Annotated in this window: 23 protein-coding genes; 15 read left to right on the top strand and 8 right to left on the bottom strand. The window is 42.9% G+C overall.

Features of this window, described 5'->3' with window-relative positions:
* Positions 1-158 precede the first annotated feature (158 nt).
* From AS888_RS12695 to AS888_RS12675, 5 genes are all read left to right on the top strand, one after another.
* Entirely contained in the window at positions 159-389 is a 231-nt protein-coding gene (locus AS888_RS12695; RefSeq protein ID WP_057914527.1) for an excisionase family DNA-binding protein, read from the top strand.
* Positions 390-567: 178 nt separating this feature from the next.
* Positions 568-1,587 (top strand): AI-2E family transporter, encoded by a 1,020-nt coding sequence (locus AS888_RS12690; protein WP_061142509.1) that lies wholly within the window; start codon positions 568-570, stop codon positions 1,585-1,587.
* A 331-nt stretch (positions 1,588-1,918) separates the two neighbouring features.
* On the top strand, positions 1,919-2,737 hold the full coding sequence (locus AS888_RS12685; RefSeq protein ID WP_061142528.1) for a basic amino acid ABC transporter substrate-binding protein: 819 nt from the start codon (positions 1,919-1,921) through the stop codon (positions 2,735-2,737).
* Between the two features lie 77 nt (positions 2,738-2,814).
* Entirely contained in the window at positions 2,815-3,471 is a 657-nt protein-coding gene (locus AS888_RS12680; protein ID WP_061142508.1) for an amino acid ABC transporter permease, read from the top strand.
* Positions 3,468-4,190, top strand: a complete 723-nt coding sequence (locus tag AS888_RS12675; RefSeq protein ID WP_061142507.1) for an amino acid ABC transporter ATP-binding protein — start codon at positions 3,468-3,470, stop codon at positions 4,188-4,190. Before AS888_RS12680 ends, AS888_RS12675 begins: the two co-directional genes overlap by 4 nt.
* A gap of 63 nt (positions 4,191-4,253) precedes the next feature.
* Here the strand turns inward: AS888_RS12675 and AS888_RS12670 are convergent, their stop codons facing one another.
* From AS888_RS12670 to AS888_RS12660, 3 genes are all read right to left on the bottom strand, one after another.
* On the bottom strand, positions 4,254-4,625 hold the full coding sequence (locus tag AS888_RS12670) for a hypothetical protein (RefSeq protein WP_061142506.1): 372 nt from the start codon (positions 4,623-4,625) through the stop codon (positions 4,254-4,256).
* 163 nt (positions 4,626-4,788) lie between these two features.
* Positions 4,789-5,673 (bottom strand): cidABC operon transcriptional activator CidR, encoded by an 885-nt coding sequence (gene cidR / locus AS888_RS12665; protein WP_061142527.1) that lies wholly within the window; start codon positions 5,671-5,673, stop codon positions 4,789-4,791.
* 133 nt (positions 5,674-5,806) lie between these two features.
* On the bottom strand, positions 5,807-6,232 hold the full coding sequence (locus AS888_RS12660; protein ID WP_061142505.1) for a universal stress protein: 426 nt from the start codon (positions 6,230-6,232) through the stop codon (positions 5,807-5,809).
* A gap of 163 nt (positions 6,233-6,395) precedes the next feature.
* On the opposite strand from AS888_RS12660, the gene AS888_RS12655 reads away from it, so the two are divergent.
* The 5 genes from AS888_RS12655 (at position 6,396) to AS888_RS12635 (ending at position 11,766) form a co-directional block, all read left to right on the top strand.
* Positions 6,396-6,797 (top strand): MerR family transcriptional regulator, encoded by a 402-nt coding sequence (locus tag AS888_RS12655; protein WP_061142504.1) that lies wholly within the window; start codon positions 6,396-6,398, stop codon positions 6,795-6,797.
* 71 nt (positions 6,798-6,868) lie between these two features.
* Complete coding sequence (locus tag AS888_RS12650; RefSeq protein WP_061142503.1) at positions 6,869-7,636, top strand: 3-hydroxyacyl-CoA dehydrogenase; 768 nt, start codon at positions 6,869-6,871, stop codon at positions 7,634-7,636.
* Positions 7,637-7,720: 84 nt separating this feature from the next.
* Positions 7,721-8,866 carry an acyl-CoA dehydrogenase family protein gene (locus tag AS888_RS12645; RefSeq protein ID WP_061142502.1) on the top strand — a complete coding sequence of 382 codons (1,146 nt, stop codon included), beginning with the start codon at positions 7,721-7,723 and terminating at the stop codon, positions 8,864-8,866.
* A 32-nt stretch (positions 8,867-8,898) separates the two neighbouring features.
* A complete protein-coding gene (locus tag AS888_RS12640) occupies positions 8,899-10,050 on the top strand; it encodes a thiolase family protein (RefSeq protein ID WP_061142501.1) in 1,152 nt (383 codons plus the stop codon).
* Between the two features lie 132 nt (positions 10,051-10,182).
* On the top strand, positions 10,183-11,766 hold the full coding sequence (locus AS888_RS12635; RefSeq protein WP_061142500.1) for a fatty acid--CoA ligase: 1,584 nt from the start codon (positions 10,183-10,185) through the stop codon (positions 11,764-11,766).
* A 296-nt stretch (positions 11,767-12,062) separates the two neighbouring features.
* On the opposite strand, the gene AS888_RS12630 is transcribed toward AS888_RS12635, so the two are convergent.
* The 3 genes from AS888_RS12630 to AS888_RS12625 form a co-directional block, all read right to left on the bottom strand.
* Positions 12,063-12,245 (bottom strand): YfhD family protein, encoded by a 183-nt coding sequence (locus AS888_RS12630; RefSeq protein ID WP_061142499.1) that lies wholly within the window; start codon positions 12,243-12,245, stop codon positions 12,063-12,065.
* A gap of 103 nt (positions 12,246-12,348) precedes the next feature.
* Complete coding sequence (locus AS888_RS25085; protein ID WP_100533519.1) at positions 12,349-12,471, bottom strand: YfhE family protein; 123 nt, start codon at positions 12,469-12,471, stop codon at positions 12,349-12,351.
* A 54-nt stretch (positions 12,472-12,525) separates the two neighbouring features.
* Positions 12,526-13,446, bottom strand: coding sequence for a TIGR01777 family oxidoreductase (locus AS888_RS12625; protein WP_061142498.1), 921 nt, complete (start codon positions 13,444-13,446; stop codon positions 12,526-12,528).
* 125 nt (positions 13,447-13,571) lie between these two features.
* Here AS888_RS12625 and recX point away from each other — a divergent pair, with 125 nt between their 5' ends.
* Together recX and AS888_RS12615 are read left to right on the top strand one after the other, a co-directional pair.
* Positions 13,572-14,369, top strand: a complete 798-nt coding sequence (gene recX / locus AS888_RS12620) for a recombination regulator RecX (RefSeq protein WP_061142497.1) — start codon at positions 13,572-13,574, stop codon at positions 14,367-14,369.
* Positions 14,370-14,443: 74 nt separating this feature from the next.
* Positions 14,444-14,755, top strand: coding sequence for a YfhH family protein (locus AS888_RS12615; protein ID WP_034305394.1), 312 nt, complete (start codon positions 14,444-14,446; stop codon positions 14,753-14,755).
* A gap of 38 nt (positions 14,756-14,793) precedes the next feature.
* Here AS888_RS12615 and AS888_RS12610 read toward each other — a convergent pair whose 3' ends face one another.
* On the bottom strand, positions 14,794-14,949 hold the full coding sequence (locus AS888_RS12610; RefSeq protein WP_061142496.1) for a small, acid-soluble spore protein K: 156 nt from the start codon (positions 14,947-14,949) through the stop codon (positions 14,794-14,796).
* A gap of 113 nt (positions 14,950-15,062) precedes the next feature.
* Between AS888_RS12610 and AS888_RS12605 the strand changes: the two genes are divergently transcribed.
* A complete protein-coding gene (locus AS888_RS12605) occupies positions 15,063-15,329 on the top strand; it encodes a YfhJ family protein (RefSeq protein WP_061142495.1) in 267 nt (88 codons plus the stop codon).
* A gap of 63 nt (positions 15,330-15,392) precedes the next feature.
* Here AS888_RS12605 and AS888_RS12600 read toward each other — a convergent pair whose 3' ends face one another.
* Positions 15,393-16,370 (bottom strand): metal-dependent hydrolase, encoded by a 978-nt coding sequence (locus AS888_RS12600; RefSeq protein ID WP_061142494.1) that lies wholly within the window; start codon positions 16,368-16,370, stop codon positions 15,393-15,395.
* Between the two features lie 206 nt (positions 16,371-16,576).
* Between AS888_RS12600 and mutY the strand changes: the two genes are divergently transcribed.
* Together mutY and AS888_RS12590 are read left to right on the top strand one after the other, a co-directional pair.
* Entirely contained in the window at positions 16,577-17,695 is a 1,119-nt protein-coding gene (gene mutY, locus AS888_RS12595; RefSeq protein WP_061142493.1) for an A/G-specific adenine glycosylase, read from the top strand.
* A 70-nt stretch (positions 17,696-17,765) separates the two neighbouring features.
* Positions 17,766-18,020, top strand: coding sequence for a hypothetical protein (locus AS888_RS12590; protein ID WP_061142492.1), 255 nt, complete (start codon positions 17,766-17,768; stop codon positions 18,018-18,020).
* Positions 18,021-18,372: the final 352 nt, after the last annotated feature.

Genomic DNA, 18,372 nt, shown 5'->3' with positions numbered 1-18,372 from the left:
CCGGCTGAGGGTGCTCCCAATGCAAATTGGGAACACCCTCTTCCTGATTAAAGGGATAAGAAACAGCCCAGGCAAAAACCTTGAAAGGACGGGGAAAATGCCAGCACTTCAAATAATGCCCGCAATCTAGTATAGTTAGAAGGAAAAGGGGTGAAGGCATGTACTTGACAGTAAAAGAGACTGCGGAATATTTATCGATGCCGGAATCTTATATCGAAAGCTTGGTCGCTCAAAACAAAATTCGCACCGTTCATGACGGTGAACAGCATTTGATTTTCAAAGAGCAATTCAATACACATCTTGAACAAATGGAGAAATATAAGAAGCAATTGGCTGACTATTATAATGAACCAATTCCAGAAGATATTGATGTGAAGGATGAAGATTAGCACTTGCCGAAACGGCAGGTGTTTTTTTAGTTCATCCATGTAGCTGGCATAGGACTAACTGATCATTCAAAAAATTTTGTTGTCAATGGTATGTAATTGTAGTAGAATCCCTCCATTCCGTGTAAAATAAGAGGTAGAAGGAATTATCACGGCAGAATGGTAGTTAGGAGATAGGTAAGTGGTAAAAGAGTATTTACAAAGTGAAGGTTTTTCTAGGTTAATTACATTATTAGTGTTGGTCCTCTTTTTAGTAAGCATCGGAAGTATGGTTAATATTGTCTTATTTACATTTGTTTTCACCTTTCTTATGGGGAGGCTGGAGCAATTTATCATGATTCGGCTTAATAAAGTGATGTATATCAACTCTAAAGTTGTTATAAGTTTTTTATATGTCGTTGTCGTATCCTGTTTAGCCATCGTTCTTTACAAATATTTACCGGTCATCACGCTCCAATTCACGGAATTAGTCACGCAGATCGTCTTCTTCTTTCAACATCCACCAGATAGTAGGGTCATTCAATACGCCATAGATATAATGAACGAGCTTGAGTCGCCGCTCGATCTTCAAAAACAGATGAATACACTCTATCTTTATATATCCGATTTCGGTAAACTCGCATTTCAGATTTTCATTTCCATGTTGCTTAGCCTCTTTTTCTTATTGGAAAAAGATAAAATCATCCGCTTCACTTCTAAATTCAAGCGGGCCAAATTTAAATCGTTCTTCATAAACTTGGGGCACTTCGGCGTTAAATTCGTTAATTCATTCGGAAAAGTAATTGAGGTACAGTTCTTGATAGCCATTACGAATGCAGTGCTATCAGTAACATTCTTATGGATCCTTGGCTTTCCGCAGTTGCTCGGTCTAGGAATCATGATATTCTTTCTCGGTTTGATTCCGGTAGCAGGGGTCATCATTTCCCTCGTCCCTCTTAGCATGATTGCCTATAGCATCGGAGGCATGCCAAAAGTGATTGCGGTGCTGATCATGATCGTTGTGATCCATGCGATTGAAAGCTATATTTTGAACCCGAAATTCATGTCGGCAAAGACGAATCTCCCAACGTTTTTCACGTTCATCATCTTGTTGTTTTCCGAGCATTTCCTTGGGATATGGGGCTTGATCATCGGGATACCGATTTTCATCTTCCTGTTGGATATGCTGGATATAGAAGAGGTGAAAGAGCAAGCACCATAAAATCTTGTAAGCAGCGCCAGCCATACCGGCCGCTGCTTTTTTTTGTCTGAAATGTTAAAATGCGGGCTCTATTTGTTTTTAATATAATATCTAATCATGCTTTATACGAGGCAAAATCGAAAGGTTGACCTTTTGGTGGATATTCGCTTGCTTGGTTTAACGAGTTAATTGATTAAAAATTTATTTCAGGAAAGTTATTTACCGACTTTTTATTGCATAAAAAAACAAATAAACGTATAATACTTTTAAATGAAAATACTGAATGTTCTCTAAAGTTTGATTTATCTGTTTTCTTTAAAGAGAGAGTTTACGAGAGAGAAGGGGATTTATGTTGAAGAAGGTTTCTTTTTTAATGTTTACCATGTTATCTTTGTTACTCATCTTGGCGGGATGCGGCAAGGATAAAGAGGTTTCGACAACGGGTAAGGAAGAAGGGTCAGAAGGGAAAACACTCAGGATCGTGACGGACGCCAATTATGCTCCATTTGAATTCCTTGAAGGCGATAAGGTTGTAGGATTCGATGTTGATTTCATCACTGCCGTGGCTAAAGAAGCTGGTTATGAACCTAAAGTGGAAAGTATAGGCTGGGATCCGATTTTCGTTGAAATCGAAGAGAAAAGGGCGGATGTCGCGGTTTCTGCCATTACAGTAAATGACAAAAGAAAACAAACGTATGATTTTTCCGTTCCATATTTCTTATCAACAAACAAGATTCTCGTTCCAGAGAAAAGTAATATAAAGTCCGGCAGTGAGCTGAAAGGTAAGGTCATTGCCGTACAGACTGGCACAACTGGTCAGGCGGCAGTGGAGAAGCTCATTGGGGAAAATAATAAGAATATCAAGAAATTCGAAAATAATAACCTGGCAATCCAGGAACTGTTACAAGGGGGAGCGGCAGCGGTCGTAGCTGATAATACGGTCGTTGAGGAATATGTGAAAAATAACCCCGATCAGAAACTCAAAGTCGTCGAAGATAGCAAAGCCTTCAAAGAGGAATTCTACGGCCTTATGTTTCCAAAAGGCAGTGAATTGAAAGCGGAGTTCGATAAAGCGGTAAATGCCGTTTATGAAAACGGGAAATATGCAGAAATATATAAAGAATGGTTTGGTACCGATCCAGATATGGAAACATTGAAAGCACAACAATAAAAAAGTAGATAGAAAAAGATTGCGTAACTTTACGTGTGAAGTTACGCAGTTTTTTTGGCCTTTAGGAGGGGAATGGAATGAGTTTTCGCTGGGATATTATTTTTGAATATGCTCCTTTCTTATTGAAAGGTACATTACTTACTATTGGGCTGTCGGTTTCATCCATCCTGATCGGAACTTTTTTAGGTTTATTGATCGGACTAGGAAAAATCATGCAAAACAAAGCGCTTGCATTCCCATTTTACTGTTATGTCACGGTTTTTCGCGGGACCCCGCTTTTAGTGCAAATCTTTTTGATTCATTTCGGCATCGTGCCCTTATTTACTGGGGAAACGAATGCTGTAGCCGCCGGTGTCATTGCTTTATCTTTAAATGCAGCGGCATATATCGCGGAAATATTCCGTGCGGGCATTCAATCCATCGATAAAGGGCAATTGGAGGGATCCCGTTCCTTGGGAATGACCCATACCCAAACGATGGTCCATGTTATATTGCCCCAAGCCTTCAAAAGGATGATCCCGCCGCTCGGCAATGAGTTCATCGTGTTATTAAAGGATTCCTCCTTATTATGTGTCATTGCAGCCCCAGAGTTAATGTATTGGGGAAAAGCGATGGGAAGCCAGTACTTTAAAGTGTGGGAGCCGTATCTGGCGTGTGCCTTCATTTATTTATTCCTGACCCTCATTTTAAGCTTCGTATTAAATAGACTCGAAAGAAGGTTGAAAACAGGATGATCAAAATCGAGAATCTTAAGAAATCCTTCGGGGAGAATGAAGTATTGAAAAATGTCAATGCAATCGTTTCCCCACAGGAAGTGGTTGTGGTAATCGGGCCTTCCGGATCGGGTAAATCAACTTTTCTCCGGTGTATCAATCAATTGGAAACGATTACGGCAGGACATATTTTGATCGAAGGTCTGGATACGACGGACAAGAAGGTCAATATCAATAAAGTCCGAACTGAAGTTGGCATGGTCTTTCAGCATTTCAACTTATTTCCACATAAGACGGTCATTGAGAACATCATGCTCGCACCTTTAAAGGTACGCAAGGTTTCGAAAGAACAGGCAGCGCAAAGAGGGAAGGACCTGCTTAAGAAAGTGGGTCTTGCCGAAAAGGCAAATGCGTATCCGGATTCATTATCGGGGGGACAAAAGCAGCGTGTGGCCATTGCGAGGGCGCTGGCAATGGAGCCAAAAATCATGTTATTCGACGAGCCGACCTCGGCTCTTGATCCCGAAATGGTCGGTGAAGTGCTTGAGGTAATGAAGCAGCTGGCAAAGGAAGGGATGACGATGGTGGTCGTGACCCATGAAATGGGATTCGCAAAAGAAGTTGGTGATCGGGTGATCTTCATGGATGAAGGATATATCATTGAAGAAAACATTCCCAGCGAGATTTTTAATCATCCGCAGCAGGAGCGAACTAGAGCCTTTCTAAGCAAGGTGCTCTAAGATTAAGCAAAGAAAAAAAACCTCCATTAAGGATGGTCTTTTTCGGAAGAACCTACGGGCGCTTCATTTTATTGTTGAAGCGCCTAAAAGCGATTCAGGACTTTTACCGAGCACCAGCATACTGATTTTGGCGTAGCCAATGTTTTTACTGTTGGTGAAAATCTGAAGTAAGATGTGGAAATCAGGATCATTCTTTAACTTTTGAACTTCCTCTTTATATAAATCGGTAACGGAGGGCGTAACGAATTCAGGGGTGTATTCGTTATAATTTTCATCCATGAGTAATGTGCCCATAAAATGATATTTAAATTGCAGTGTTCGTGTTAAGGCAACGACATGGAATAATTTATTAAATAATTCGGGGTATGAATATTTAATTTTCCTAAGCGCGGCTTCGGTTGCCCGTAACTCATCGACACTAGATAAAGTGATCATATATTTCTTACTCCTTTCTTAAAAAATTCGTTTCCATAGCATGAACGGCCTTTGACTCTTATCAAGTCTACCCCTGGGCGATACGCATGTAAAATGGTTAGATGTTATCGTTTCCATAACTTGCATCTATGGTAGTGCTTACACCGTTTGGGTCACCTTCATTTCACTCCTTATTGTTGAGCGCTTCCTTCGTATATTTCAGCCATTCTTTTGCGGCGTATGAAAGGTAATGGTCCTTGCTCCAAATGAAGCCAAGCTTCCAGCTAATGGATGGTTGTTTAACCTTTATCGACCTCACGCGTTCATCATGCCGGCACAAGCTTTCAGGTAAAAGAGCAACGCCAAGCTTGCAGTAAACCATTTCTTCGATGAAATCCCAGCGTGAGCTTTCCGTGACGATATGTGGAGAAAAGCCGGCCTCACTACAGGAAGAAATGATAAGATCCCGGAGGACGTAATCTTTGTTGAATAAGATGAAGGACTCGTTTTCCAGCTCGGCCAAATCGATTTCTTGCCGATTGGCAAATGGATGGGAAGGGTACACAATCAAGTTAATGTCTTCTTCCAAAAAAGAAAAATGGTGGAAAAGTGAGGTGTTGGTCGGCAGGACGATCACGCCTATATCTATTTGGTCCTTTTGGACGGACTCTTCAATTTTCTTTGAACCATCCTCCACTAACTGAAAGGTTATATTGGGATATTGCTCATGAAACCGGCTAAGAATCTGGGGAAAGAAAGAAGCGTCGATGATGGGGGGCAATCCGATGCGAATATGTCCCTTTTTCAAGCCTAGCAAATTGTCCACTGCCGTTTCCAGGTTTCGAAAGGCTTTATCAATCAACTTTGCCTGCTCCAAGACAACCCTGCCAGCATCGGTCAGAATCAATTGCTTGCGCGAACGATCAAAAAGCTCGACGCCCAGCTCGATTTCAAGGTTTTTAATCATTTTGCTGATGGCTGGCTGTGTAATGAATAAATGATCGGCTGCCCGAGTGAAATTATTAAAATTAGTTACCTCAATAAAATATTGTAAATGTTTAATATCCATTGCTTCACCTGTTATCCTCATTAAAAGTACCTTCATTTTACCTGGAAGCGGAAGTGTTTGTAAAACAAGCGGATCAAAAAAAGCTGGACTCCTAAGGAACCCAGCTTCTTACTATATGTCACCCCATCCCTTTTTATTTAACTAATAGGACAGGCACAGACGAATGCTGAACGATGTAATGGCTCACGCTGCCGAGGAATTCCTTGAATCCGCTTAATCCGCGGCTGCCCATGATGATAAGGTCACAGTTATGGGATTTTGCATGTTCCAATAAGGCCGTGATGGCAGATCCCTCGACGACAAATGTTTGGGAAGCATTCGGAATTTCCGATAATAGGGCTTCCGCTTTTCCTATCACTTCATTGCCATATTTGCGCATCGATTCTTCTATTTCCTGAAAGGCATTGCCGTAAATATTTGATTTGATCGGTAGTGTAACAGCGTGAAGCACCTGCACTTCAATGGCCGGATCAAGCTTCGCTAACTCTATCGCCTTTTCTAAAGATTTAAGTGCCAATTCAGACTCATCATAAGCTACTAATATTTTTGAACAAATCATGATAATCCTTCCCTTCTATATAATGAATATACCCCTAGTATATCAGGTTGAATCTTCCATATCGTTTCATATAGTATAAGTTTTGTGAATATTTATTGAAGTTTACGTTAACGTCAATGATAAGATAAAGGTAAATAATCCCTTTGTAAAGTGTGGTTTTAACATGTACACCATTTCTGAGTTAGCGCAAGAATTCGAATTGACGACAAGGACGCTCCGGTATTATGAGGAACTAGGCATGCTAAAGCCAAAACGTACAGAATCAGGAAAAAGGGCGTATGGAAAGAAAGAGTATGCCCAACTCAAAATCATCATGCGTGGAAAAAAATATGGGTTCTCGTTAGCGGAAATAAAGGATATTGTCCTTTTGTTTGATGAGGACAGGACAGGCATCAAGCAATTGGAAAAAACGATTGACACGGCAGGACAGAAATTACACGAAATAAATGAGCGCATTAAAGAGTTGAATGAATTGAAAGAGGATTTTGAACAGATGATCCAAGGATTCAATAAAAACCTTCATGACTTGAAAATGAACGAAAACCTGGTCAGGTCACAAATTTAATATGGAAATTAGGTTTTGATGATGGAAAAAGATGAATATATATTCTAGACGAAACGAATGAGGTGAGGTATTTGGATATTCAAAAAACCATTGCAGCAGTGACAGGAGGAGCTTCAGGACTCGGAGCGGCAGCTGTAAGAAATATCATTAAAAAAGGTGGAAAAGCGGTCATCCTCGATCTCTCGGAAGTAAATGGGGAAAAAATGGAGCAGGAATTGGGAAATTCAGTCCTGTTTGTCATGACGGATGTAACGAGTGAAGAGAGTGTAAGCAGAGCGTTGGAAAAAGGCATGGAAAGATTCGGGAGCATTAATACGGTCATCAATTGTGCAGGCGTTGCGATAGCGCGGAAGGTCATCGGCAGAGAAGGCGCACATGAATTGGAAGCGTTCTCAAAAGTGGTAGCTATCAATTTGATCGGTACATTCAATGTGATCCGTCTGGCTGCCCAAAAAATGGTCGAAAATGAACCGAACCAAGACGGCGAACGCGGGGTGATCATCAATACTGCATCGGTAGCTGCCTTTGAAGGGCAGATAGGACAAGCCGCCTATAGTGCCTCCAAAGGAGGAGTGGTTGGAATGACTTTGCCGATTGCCAGGGAGCTTGCCACAAAGGGGGTCCGTGTCGTATCGATAGCACCGGGCTTGTTCCATACACCAATGTTCGACTCATTGCCTGAAGAAGCGAGGGTGTCCCTTGGAAAAACCGTGCCGTTTCCTCCGCGGCTGGGATATCCCGATGAGTATGCAAAACTTACGGAAAGCATCATAACGAATCCGATGCTGAATGGAGAAACGATTAGGCTGGATGGGGCCATCCGGATGTCGCCTAGGTAAGTGTCGGGACCCTATTAATCTTGAAAAAAACCTTCCTCCAAAGGAAAGGGAGAAATCATAAAGCAAACAAAGGAGATAGACAAGATGAAACATCCATATTTGAATGAAGAGCATGAGATTTTTCGAAAATCATTCCGAAAGTTTTTAGAAAAAGAAGCGATCCCAAACTATGAGCGCTGGGAGGAAGAACGAATCATTCCTCGGTCATTTTGGATGAAAATGGGTGAGCATGGCTTTTTATGTCCCGACCTTGGAGAAGAGTTTGGGGGTTCCGGGGGGGATTGGGGATTTGCGGTCATAATTAATGAAGAACTCGAAAGGGTTGGTTCTGGTTTCATTGGTTTCGGGCTTCACAGTGACATTACTGTTCCGTATATCACTGCCTATGGGAATGAATGGCAGAAGCAGCGCTGGCTTCCAAAATGTACAACAGGGGAAATCATTACGGCCATTGCCATGACGGAACCTGGAACAGGCTCTGACTTGGCCAATATCAAAACGACGGCGATTTTGGATGGAGATCATTACATTTTGAACGGGCAAAAGACATTCATCACCAATGGCATTCATTCGGATCTCGTCATCGTGGCATGCAAAACGGATCCCAATGCGGTTCCGAAGCACAAAGGCGTAAGCTTGGTCGTGGTTGAAAGGGATACACCAGGTTTTTCAAGAGGGAGAAAACTGAAGAAGCTTGGTTTGCACAGTCAGGATACAGCTGAACTTATTTTTGAGGATTGCCGGGTGCCGAAAGAAAATCTGCTTGGTGAAGAAGGTAAGGGTTTTACATATTTAATGGAAAAATTGCAGCAGGAACGCCTTGTCGTAGCCATTTGTGCCCAAACGGCATCAGAGGATATGCTTGACGATACGATTGAATATGTAAAAAGCAGGGAAGCATTCGGAAAATCCGTAAGCCAATTTCAAAATACTCAATTTAAGATTGCCGAAATGGCAACTGAAATTAAAATGGGCCGTGCTTTCCTTGATCAATTGATCTCCAACCATATGGCGGGGGAACAGGTCGTCACAGAGGTGTCGATGGCAAAATGGCGCTTGACCGAGACCGCCAGAAAAATATCCATTGAATGCATGCAGCTTCACGGCGGCTATGGATATATGGAGGAGTACAAGATTGCCAGAAGGTACAGGGACATTCCAGTGGCTAGCATCTATGCGGGAACAAATGAAATCATGAAGAAAATCATCGCTAAAAATCTTGGCCTTTAAAGGAAAACAGGATATGGAGGGGGAGAGTGCATATGCGCGAAGTGGTTATCGTAGAAGGGATTCGGACTCCAGTAGGCAGACGGAACGGTGTCTTGAAAGACATTCGCCCGGATGATCTGGCAGGGGAAGTATTGAAGAAGCTCATGGAAAAAGTGGATATTGATCCTGCCCTTGTCGATGATGTCATTTTAGGATGCGTTTCACAGTCTGGGGAGCAGGCTGGCGATATAGCTCGGGTTGCTGCATTGATTGCCGGGTATCCGATTGAGGTGCCGGGAACGACAATCGATCGTCAATGCGGCTCAAGTCAACAGGCCGTTCATTTTGCTTCCCAGGCCATCTTGTCGGGGGATATGGATGTAGTAGTGGCGGGCGGGGTCGAAAACATGTCCCGAGTCCCAATGGGTTCGAATTACCAAGGGGCAACAACGAGTCAAAAGTATTCGGACAGCTATGAGGTGATCAACCAAGGGATATCTGCTGAAAGGATAGCAAAGAAGTGGGGGATCACACGGGAGGATTGCGATCAATTTTCCGTTACGAGCCATGCCAAAGCGATACGTGCTCAAAAAGAAGGACATTTCGAACGTGAAATGATTTCCGTTATCGGTACCGATAAAGAAGGGAATCATCTTGAAGTTACGGAGGATCAAGGTCCTAGAAGCGGAACTACTCTGGAAGTACTCTCAGGCCTGAAGCCCGTTTTTCAAGAAAATGGGTTAATTCACGCAGGCAACTCAAGTCAAATCAGTGATGGTGCCGCCGCTTTATTATTGATGGAGCGCAGTAAAGCCGAAGAACTTGGCTTGAAACCACGATTTAAGGTGCATACGAGGGTCGTTGTCGGCTCAGATCCCACGCTGATGCTGACCGGACCGATCCCCGCCACACAAAAAGCATTGGAAAAAGCGGGACTTTCCATTGATGATATCGATATTTTTGAAGTGAATGAGGCTTTTGCTCCTGTACCGATTGCGTGGCTTAAAGAAACCGGGGCGGATCCGAAGAAGCTGAATCCCAATGGCGGGGCAATTGCCTTAGGACATCCTCTTGGTGGCAGTGGTGCGCGGATCATGGTATCGATGATTCATGAGCTGGAAAGGACAGGCGGGCGCTATGGGCTGCAAACAATGTGTGAGGGACATGGGATGGCCAACGCCACGATCATTGAAAGATTGGATTGAAATGAAGCCTGCGGTCATGAACATGGGTCATTTACACGAAAGGCAAGCTGAAAAAGTGAAACAGCCGACTATCGCCAGACTGACGTAAGAGCTCGTTCTGTTGAGGGGTGGCTTAATTGAGGAGGAAATGATATGTCAGTAACGATTAAAAATATCTTTGATCAGACCGTTCAGAAATTCCCCATTAAAGAGGCTATCTACGACGTGAGAAGAAATATCCGCTACACGTATATTCAGTGGAATGACCAGGTGAATCGGTTGGCGGCTGCCTTGCAGGCGGAAGGCGTTCGAAAAGGCGACAGAGTCTCCACGTACCTCTACAACAATGAAGAGCTTGCCACTGCCTTCTTTGCCTGCGCAAAAATCGGCGCAATCTTCAATCCAATCAACTTCCGCCTCATGCCGGAAGAAGTGGCCTTCATTTTAAATGATGCAGCACCAAAAGTCGTTTTATTCGAACGTGAATTGGAAGCAGTGGTTGCGGCTATTGAAAAGCGATTCCCGGAAACGGGTTTCTGGTACATTGATGATGATGTGCCGGGGTATGCGAAAGGCTACCGCCAAAAATTGGCCTGCGTTTCATCTCAGCCGGCCGAAGTGGAGGTTCATGAGGATGATGTTTATGCCATCATGTATACGAGTGGGACGACGGGGCGTCCGAAAGGGGTCATTCACCTACATAAAGATATGGTCAAACATGCTGCGATTTTAAGCGAGGCCCTTCATTATGAACGATCCGATATAGGTTTGATCACTGCACCGATGTTTCATTGTGCCGAACTGCATTGTTGCTTTTTACCTCGCGTACAGGTTGGAGCGATGAATGTCATCCTCCACCAGTTCAATCCGAAAAAGGTGATGGAGCTAGTTGAGTCAGAGGGGATCACCAAGTTATTCGCTGCGCCTACGATGTGGAACATGATCATTCAGGAAAACCTGGCCGAGTATAAATTCCAGAGCCTGAAGCTAGGGCTATATGGAGCTGCTCCAATGGCGCCATCGCTTGTATATGCTTGTCAGGAAAAGCTGGGAATCCAGTTCATCCAAGCATATGGAATGACTGAAATGGGGCCAGCCATCACTCTCCTGATGGAAGATGATCAAATAAGGAAAGCGGGCTCTGCCGGCAAGCCATGTCCGGAACATGAAATCATCATTGTCCGCCCCAATGATGACGGGCCATCGGAGCCAGAGGAAGTATTGGAGCCAGGGCAAACGGGCGAAATTCTTGTGAAGGGTCCATGTATCATGCAAGGCTATTTTCGAAAGGATGCGGAGACGGAAAAAGCGCTTTATAAGGGCTGGTACCATTCCGGTGATATTGGTTACCTGGATGAAGATGGATATTTGTGGGTGAAGGACCGAGTGGATGACATGATCATTTCCGGGGGTGAAAATGTGTACCCGCGGGAAGTGGAAGATACACTTCATGGGCATCCTCAAGTGTTCGACTGTGCGGTACTCGGTCAACCGAATGAAAAATGGGGGGAAACGGTAACGGCGTTCATCGTAGCGAAAGGTTCCGGGTTAACGGAACTCGATTTAGAAAACTGGTGTAAGGAAAGTGATGCACTAGCTAATTATAAACGACCGAGAAGATATATATTCTGTGAAGAGCTGCCGCGAAATGCAAGTGGCAAGATACAAAAATTCCTGCTCCGTAAACAGCTGGAGAATATCGCTAACGACAAAGGGTTGGGAAATCTCCATTTCTAAATGTGTGGAACAAATCCAGTTGGATAACGGTGAATAATAACTTTGGCGATATGGGCAAGGGGAGTTAAAAGTTATCCACAATTAAAATCCTGACTGCACAGAGGAATATCGCCTTTATCCACATAATCCACAGAGTTATCCATAAATAACATTATTTTCTTGTTGGTAAGGCAAGTCATAATGCCTATTGTTTATCAGTATTTTCAGAATATATCCACAATATTAACAATGATGTGGATAAAAGGTGTGGATAAGAACAAGTTAGGGGCTAAAATAGCCCCTATGTTTTAAAACGATCAGCGGCGACTATGAGCTCGACGATCCGCTTCATTTGCTCGTGCTTGCGCTTTGATGTCTTCCTGGTCAGCCAGTTCGGAAGAGTATTCAACGTCAAGTCCGTCACTTTTCAGGTTTTTAGGAACTTGCGGCAATTTTTGCTTATTTTTGTCTCGATTATGATGTATGTTATTGCGTCCCATGTTTACGCCCCCTAAATTTAAAAAATAAGCAGGAGATGAATTTCATCTCCTGCTTATTTTGTGTTGAACAATCGATTAACATGTACGGGAAAATGCACCAAGCTTATCGGCGTGATCTTTTCTCATTAAAGCCGCCGGCACGATCTGCATTTTTAAATTCCCGTGCATATAGAATGGCTTGGGTGCTCGTTAAGTTACTTTTTTCTTTTTCGTGTTTTTTGGACATGTAGATCAGCTCCATTTCACCTTAATATCCCTATTTTTTCCTAAAAAGCAGCTTTCATACGTGAGAATCTTTTTTTAAGATAGCTTGTAAAGCCTCTTTAAGGGATGGAAAGGTAAAAGTGAATCCTTCTTCTTTAAGTTTTGCGGGAAGGACTTTTTGTCCTTCAAGCACCATCATGCTCATTTCGCCCAGTGCGGTTTTCAGGATGAATGGGGGGACAGGGAACCAATGGGGCCGGTGCATGACTGTACCTATCGTTTTACCGAATGCATCCATTTGGACGGGAGTAGGTGCCGTGAAATTAACTGGCCCCTCTGTTCCCTGATCACTGATGCAAAAGGAGATTGCCCGCACCACGTCTTGAATATGAATCCAGGAAAGCCACTGATTCCCCTTGCCAAGCCTTCCTCCGCCGAAAAGCTTATAAGGCAGGACCATCATGGGCAATGCCCCTCCGTTTTCGCCCAGAATCACACCAAATCTGGTAAGGACGAGCCTGTTGCTGTATGCCCGGGATTTAGCGGCTTCCTTTTCCCATAGCTTTACAGTCCTTGCCAAGAAATCATCACCGATCGATTCAGATGATTCGATAAAGGCATCCTTGTCTGAAATCCCATAATATCCTATTGCACTGGCGTTGATGATGACAGACACCTTATTGGGCAGAGTGGAAAGAATCCTGTTCATCTCCTTGCAGGCATCAATCCTGCTCTCGACAATTCTCCTTTTCCGTTCAGGAGTCCAACGCCCGTCATTTAAAGATTCACCTGCTAGGTTTATGAATCCATCAAGGCCCGCCAACTGTTCCTCGGGCTTTGCGTTCTCGGTCAGCCAGCCTATATATTGAAGCCTGGGCTGTTTTTTGTATTTTTCCGGATGACGGGTCAATATATATAAATCATGATTTTCTTTAAGTAATTCGTCAATAAGGGCTGTGCCGACAAAACCGCTTCCACCAGCAATGGCTATTTTCATGAAAACCACTTCCTTTCCCTGTCTTTCCTTCACTTTACCATGCCGATGTACTTTTTTCATTTTTGGACATGCTTTTATAGAAATGGGGCAAATAAAGGGGTAAAGTAGGTGTGGGGGTGAAATTTATGCCGAATATAACAAAAATAACAACCCAAAAAAAACGTAAAGACCGATATAACATATTCGTTGATGAAAAATATGCCTTCAGCGTGGACGAAGAAGTTTTACTTAAATATCAATTGAAAAAGGGTACGGAACTGGATGACCTATTGCTGGCTGAAATACAATTCCATGATGATATCCAAAAAGCATTTACAGATGCCCTGCATTATTTATCATACCGGATGAGATCGGAATCGGAAATTCGCCTTTATCTGAAAAAGAAGGATACGGAAGAACCGATTATCAAAGAAGCGATTTATAAGCTGTATAGCTTTAACTATTTGGATGACCTTGAATTTGCAAAGGCTTATGTACGGACACATGTGAATGGCGGCAATAAAGGCCCGACTACCTTAAAGCTTGAGCTAAAGGAAAAAGGAATAACAGAAAAATTGGTTCTCGAGGCCATGAAGGAATACCCCTTTGATCTTCAAATAGAGCATGCAAGAAAACTTGCCGGAAAATCAATTAAAAAGGAAAAAAACATTTCGGAACGGGCATTAAGGCAAAAGGTTGAACAAACCTTATTAAGAAAAGGTTTTCCGAGGGAAGTCATCCTTGAAGCGCTTGAAGATGTGACAGTGGAAAAGGATGAAGATGAACAATGGGATTCCTTATGCCATCATGCGCAAAAATTGGAGCGTCGTTATAAAAACCTTGAAAGCTTCGAACATGATCAGAAAATGAAGCAGGCATTATACCGAAAAGGTTTTCCGATAGAATTGATTGAACGATACCTTTCCGGTCCTGACCTGGATTAAGTACAGCATTAGCCAAAACAAGAAATTTTGTTTAATATAGAGGTAAATTAATATTTCATTAAGGAGCACTATATATGAGTGACGTAAGATACAGCAAGTTGTCGGCCTATGAGCTGCAGCAGGAAATTGCAGCATTGACTGAAAAAGCAAGAAAGGCTGAGCAATTGGGAATGGTGAATGAGTATTCTGTATTGGAACGTAAAGTGACGATGGCGAAGGCCTATTTGCTGAATCCCGATGATTTTAAAAAAGGTGAAATATATCAGATTGATGGCGATCCAGGTGTCTATTTCAAAATTGACTATATGAATGGGGTGTTCGCCTGGGGTTACCGCCTGGGCGGCAGTGGGAAGGAAGAGGCGCTGCCGATTTCGATGCTGAAATAAAGGAACCGGAAATGATCCCGATTCCTTTTGAAACACTGTCAATTCGATCGCTGGTTGGAAGCTTTCATTCGTTCCTGAGGGTGTGTATTGATGCTTCCATCTGCACGTTTTGAAGCATATCTTGCTTGTGCACGAGGCTCGCCTTGAAATTTATTATTGTTTTGGTTGGGGAATCCTTTTTGTTTATTTCGCAAGTTGTTCTCCTCCAAGCATCAGTTTAAAGAAAGAAGCGTTTCCGCTTATCACTAGTATGGGTAATGGACCATATAGTTGATTCTGTAAAAATATTGGCAATGAGGTGTTTCTAATGAATGATTACCATGAAAGATTAACCAAGATACTGCTTGAGAAAAATGACCACATCACGTATGAACAAGCTTTGACTTGGGTGGAATTATTATGGGAGGATTTCGAAGCGACCTATGCAAAAGCTGGACATGAATACGCCGGTGAAGAAATGACGTCACGCGTCGTAAGAACCTGGATTGATAATTACGGTGAGCAATTCCACGAATTCATTGCAAAAAATCCTAAATATCAACATTTATTAAATCAGCAGAATCGGCTGCATTAAAAAAGCTGATTCCAGGGGTTCGACTCCTGGGATCAGCCTTTTTTCACTGTGCATGGTACGCAGCTATAAAATGATATTCAATTTCTTCTGCAGCTTCGCTTCACTAAAGATCCAGCCGGTATACGAATTCAAGATATTCAAATCGCTGTCTAGATGGACGACTGCCACAAACGGATAATATCCATTGCTTCGGTACCTTAAGTCAATGAAACGAACTTCATAATATTCTTTTATCTGTTCGATTTCAAAACGGTAAACTGGAGAAAAGGACAGAAAGGCTGCAAGGTTGATGTCCTTTTTGGCGGCCTCAAGAATTTCACTTTCAGGCAATGGCACCCGATCGAACGTATCCAGGATGGTCACATACCCATTATCTGCCCGTGCCACATAATAATTCTTTTCGGTGATCACGGCAATTTTCCAGCGGTGAAAACGCATCGTCGGTGATAACAGGATTTTTCTCGCTCCAGGGATCTGCTGCTTAACGGCCCTTTTAATAAAAGCCTGTTCCCTGAATCGAGAGATATAATAAATGACGAGTATCCCGTAGATCACGAGGAATAAATAGCCCGGGGGAAATCCGAAGCCCCACAATATCAGTCCTGCAACATGGATGCCAAAAATGAATGGATCAAATGTATTGATGACCCCTAAAGCTACCCATTTAGACGAAATCGGCCTTAGAGCCTGTGTCCCATATGCATTGAATATATCCACGAATACATGAAGAAATACGGCTAAAAAGGTCCAAAGCCAAAGATGAAGGTAATTTGCTTCAGGTATGATGGCGAAAAGCGCACCGCTGATGATCAAAGGCCAAAGTAAAACAGCGGGAATGGAATGCGTGATTCCACGGTGATTACGTATATATACGGCGTTATTCCTTAATTTTAAAACGGTGTCGATATCCGGAGCCTGCGAGCCCAATATCGTACCAGCTATGACTGCACTTGCAGTGACTGGGTCCTGCGCAATGACAGGATCTAATGTGGCAAGACCTCCAAGAGCAATTCCCATGACAAAGTGAGTACCTGTATCCAAAAATTCTACCTCCCTGCCACAATTTGAAAAAAATGGTCTTCTTTCATCATACCGTATTTATATAATAACCATCAAATGAATATAATTTTGACTTATTTTTATGAGCCTTTACAATTAAATGGATATGAACATGATAGTAAAAAAAGAATGCCTACTATAGGTATTCCCAATTTTGATTAGAGTGTAACATTTTTGGAGGAACTGATGTGAAAGAAATAATGATCCCGACAATAGAAAAAATAAATATAGAAGGTTTTCAACAAGATTTAGTTTCCTGGTTCCAGCAGGAACAGCGGGAATTGCCATGGAGAAAAAATAAGGATCCATACCGTGTTTGGGTGTCCGAAATCATGCTTCAGCAAACGAGGGTGGATACGGTCATTCCTTATTTCAACCGATTCATGGAATGGTTCCCCACACTTGAGGATTTTGCCGATGCCGATGAAGAGAAAATCTTGAAGGCGTGGGAAGGGCTTGGATATTATTCGCGTGTAAGGAATCTGCAAAGTGCCGTTCGGGAAGTACGGGCTTCCTATAACGGAATCGTTCCGGATGAACCAGGGGAGATCTCCAAACTGAAGGGCGTGGGCCCGTATACGGCTGGTGCAATCCTGAGCATTGCCTATGGCAAACCGGAACCGGCAGTCGACGGGAACGTCATGCGCGTATTATCCCGTATATTAATGATCTATGAAGACATTGCAAAGCCGAAGACGAGAAAAACATTTGAAGCGGCCGTAAGAAAGCTGATCGATCATGACCATACTTCTGCCTTCAATCAAGCCTTGATGGAACTAGGGGCATTAATCTGCACGCCTGGGAAACCGGCATGTCTGCTCTGTCCAGTTCAAAGTCATTGTCTCGCATTCGAAGCCGGTGTCCAGTCCGAACTGCCGGTGAAAATCCAAAAGAAAAAAACGCGGGATGTTCCCATTGTGGCCGCTGTTTTAACAAATGAAAAAGGTCAATTCCTCATACACAAGCGAGAACCTTCTGGTCTGCTTGCCAATCTATGGGAGTATCCCAATTTCGAAAACCATGCCCCCCTTCAGCCCAAGCGGGAGTTTTACGAGGATCGCTTTCAAGAAATGTATGGAGTCAAACCGGAAATTACGGAATCACTTGTACGGATCGAACATGTTTTTTCACATCTCGTTTGGAAAGTGGATACGTATATCGGAGAGGTAAAGGAAATGATAGATGAAGGAACCTTACGGAAAAACCAGCTCAAGTGGGTTAGTGAAGCCGAGATGGCTGAGTTGGCATTTCCAGTCTCCCATCAAAAGATGATGAAGGCTTATAAAGAAAGAGAACATATTGGATAAAGGTGTTTTTCCCATCCTACCAAACATTCTTTACTGTATGGTAATATTAGGGTGTTAGGGAGGTGGAATCATGAAGATTGTTATTAAAGCATTCGTCGCATCATTCTTCATTCATGCTTTATATATTTGCAGTGTGATGCTGATTGGATTCTTAAAAACAAGCCAATATAAACCAGACCTCGTTAATGCTTGGAATCATGATGGAGCGCTGCAAAATGAAGTATCATTCGGTACGGTCGTGTCACCATCCGTTTATGCGTTAACATTTTTAGGTACTGGTTTGATTTGTGCAATCGTGATTATGTTCTATAAAAAGCCTGTGTAAAAAAAAGAGGATATCGGCAAAGATATCCTCTCAGACTGTAGACAAACTCGATGAAAATCGAGTTTGTCTATTTTTATGGCCTGTACAATTTAGACGTTGATTTCCACTCCAGGCACTCGCTTTCCGCGGGCGGTCGGGGAGCCTCCTCGGCTTTGCCTGCGGGGTCTCCCCTAGACGCGCTTTTCCCGCAGGAGTCTCGTACCTTCCGTTCCAATCAACTTTGTCTTACCATTTAGATAGAACACTTTTGACTGGAGTCATTTTTGTTTTAAAATTGAAGGATTAAAACTTGAGGTGATGAGGATGCTTTCTAAACATGATTCTATTCAGCGAGATCAACTTGAAATGATTG

Source organism: Peribacillus simplex, from assembly GCF_001542915.1.
Taxonomy (GTDB): Bacteria; Bacillota; Bacilli; order Bacillales; family DSM-1321; genus Peribacillus; species Peribacillus simplex_B.
This window is presented reverse-complemented; position numbering and strand designations above follow the sequence as displayed.

Excerpts from the sequence above, each read along its gene's own strand:
- AS888_RS12695 (WP_057914527.1), top strand. The coding sequence starts at position 159 with ATGTACTTGACAGTAAAAGAGACTGCGGAATATTTATCGATGCCGGAA.
- AS888_RS12680 (WP_061142508.1), top strand. The coding sequence starts at position 2,815 with ATGAGTTTTCGCTGGGATATTATTTTTGAATATGCTCCTTTCTTATTG.
- AS888_RS12675 (WP_061142507.1), top strand. The coding sequence starts at position 3,468 with ATGATCAAAATCGAGAATCTTAAGAAATCCTTCGGGGAGAATGAAGTA.
- AS888_RS12670 (WP_061142506.1), bottom strand. The coding sequence starts at position 4,625 with ATGATCACTTTATCTAGTGTCGATGAGTTACGGGCAACCGAAGCCGCG.
- cidR (WP_061142527.1), bottom strand. The coding sequence starts at position 5,673 with ATGGATATTAAACATTTACAATATTTTATTGAGGTAACTAATTTTAAT.
- AS888_RS12660 (WP_061142505.1), bottom strand. The coding sequence starts at position 6,232 with ATGATTTGTTCAAAAATATTAGTAGCTTATGATGAGTCTGAATTGGCA.
- AS888_RS12655 (WP_061142504.1), top strand. The coding sequence starts at position 6,396 with ATGTACACCATTTCTGAGTTAGCGCAAGAATTCGAATTGACGACAAGG.
- AS888_RS12645 (WP_061142502.1), top strand. The coding sequence starts at position 7,721 with ATGAAACATCCATATTTGAATGAAGAGCATGAGATTTTTCGAAAATCA.
- AS888_RS12640 (WP_061142501.1), top strand. The coding sequence starts at position 8,899 with ATGCGCGAAGTGGTTATCGTAGAAGGGATTCGGACTCCAGTAGGCAGA.
- AS888_RS12635 (WP_061142500.1), top strand. The coding sequence starts at position 10,183 with ATGTCAGTAACGATTAAAAATATCTTTGATCAGACCGTTCAGAAATTC.
- AS888_RS12630 (WP_061142499.1), bottom strand. The coding sequence starts at position 12,245 with ATGGGACGCAATAACATACATCATAATCGAGACAAAAATAAGCAAAAA.
- AS888_RS25085 (WP_100533519.1), bottom strand. The coding sequence starts at position 12,471 with ATGTCCAAAAAACACGAAAAAGAAAAAAGTAACTTAACGAGCACCCAA.
- AS888_RS12625 (WP_061142498.1), bottom strand. The coding sequence starts at position 13,446 with ATGAAAATAGCCATTGCTGGTGGAAGCGGTTTTGTCGGCACAGCCCTT.
- recX (WP_061142497.1), top strand. The coding sequence starts at position 13,572 with ATGCCGAATATAACAAAAATAACAACCCAAAAAAAACGTAAAGACCGA.
- AS888_RS12615 (WP_034305394.1), top strand. The coding sequence starts at position 14,444 with ATGAGTGACGTAAGATACAGCAAGTTGTCGGCCTATGAGCTGCAGCAG.
- AS888_RS12605 (WP_061142495.1), top strand. The coding sequence starts at position 15,063 with ATGAATGATTACCATGAAAGATTAACCAAGATACTGCTTGAGAAAAAT.
- AS888_RS12590 (WP_061142492.1), top strand. The coding sequence starts at position 17,766 with ATGAAGATTGTTATTAAAGCATTCGTCGCATCATTCTTCATTCATGCT.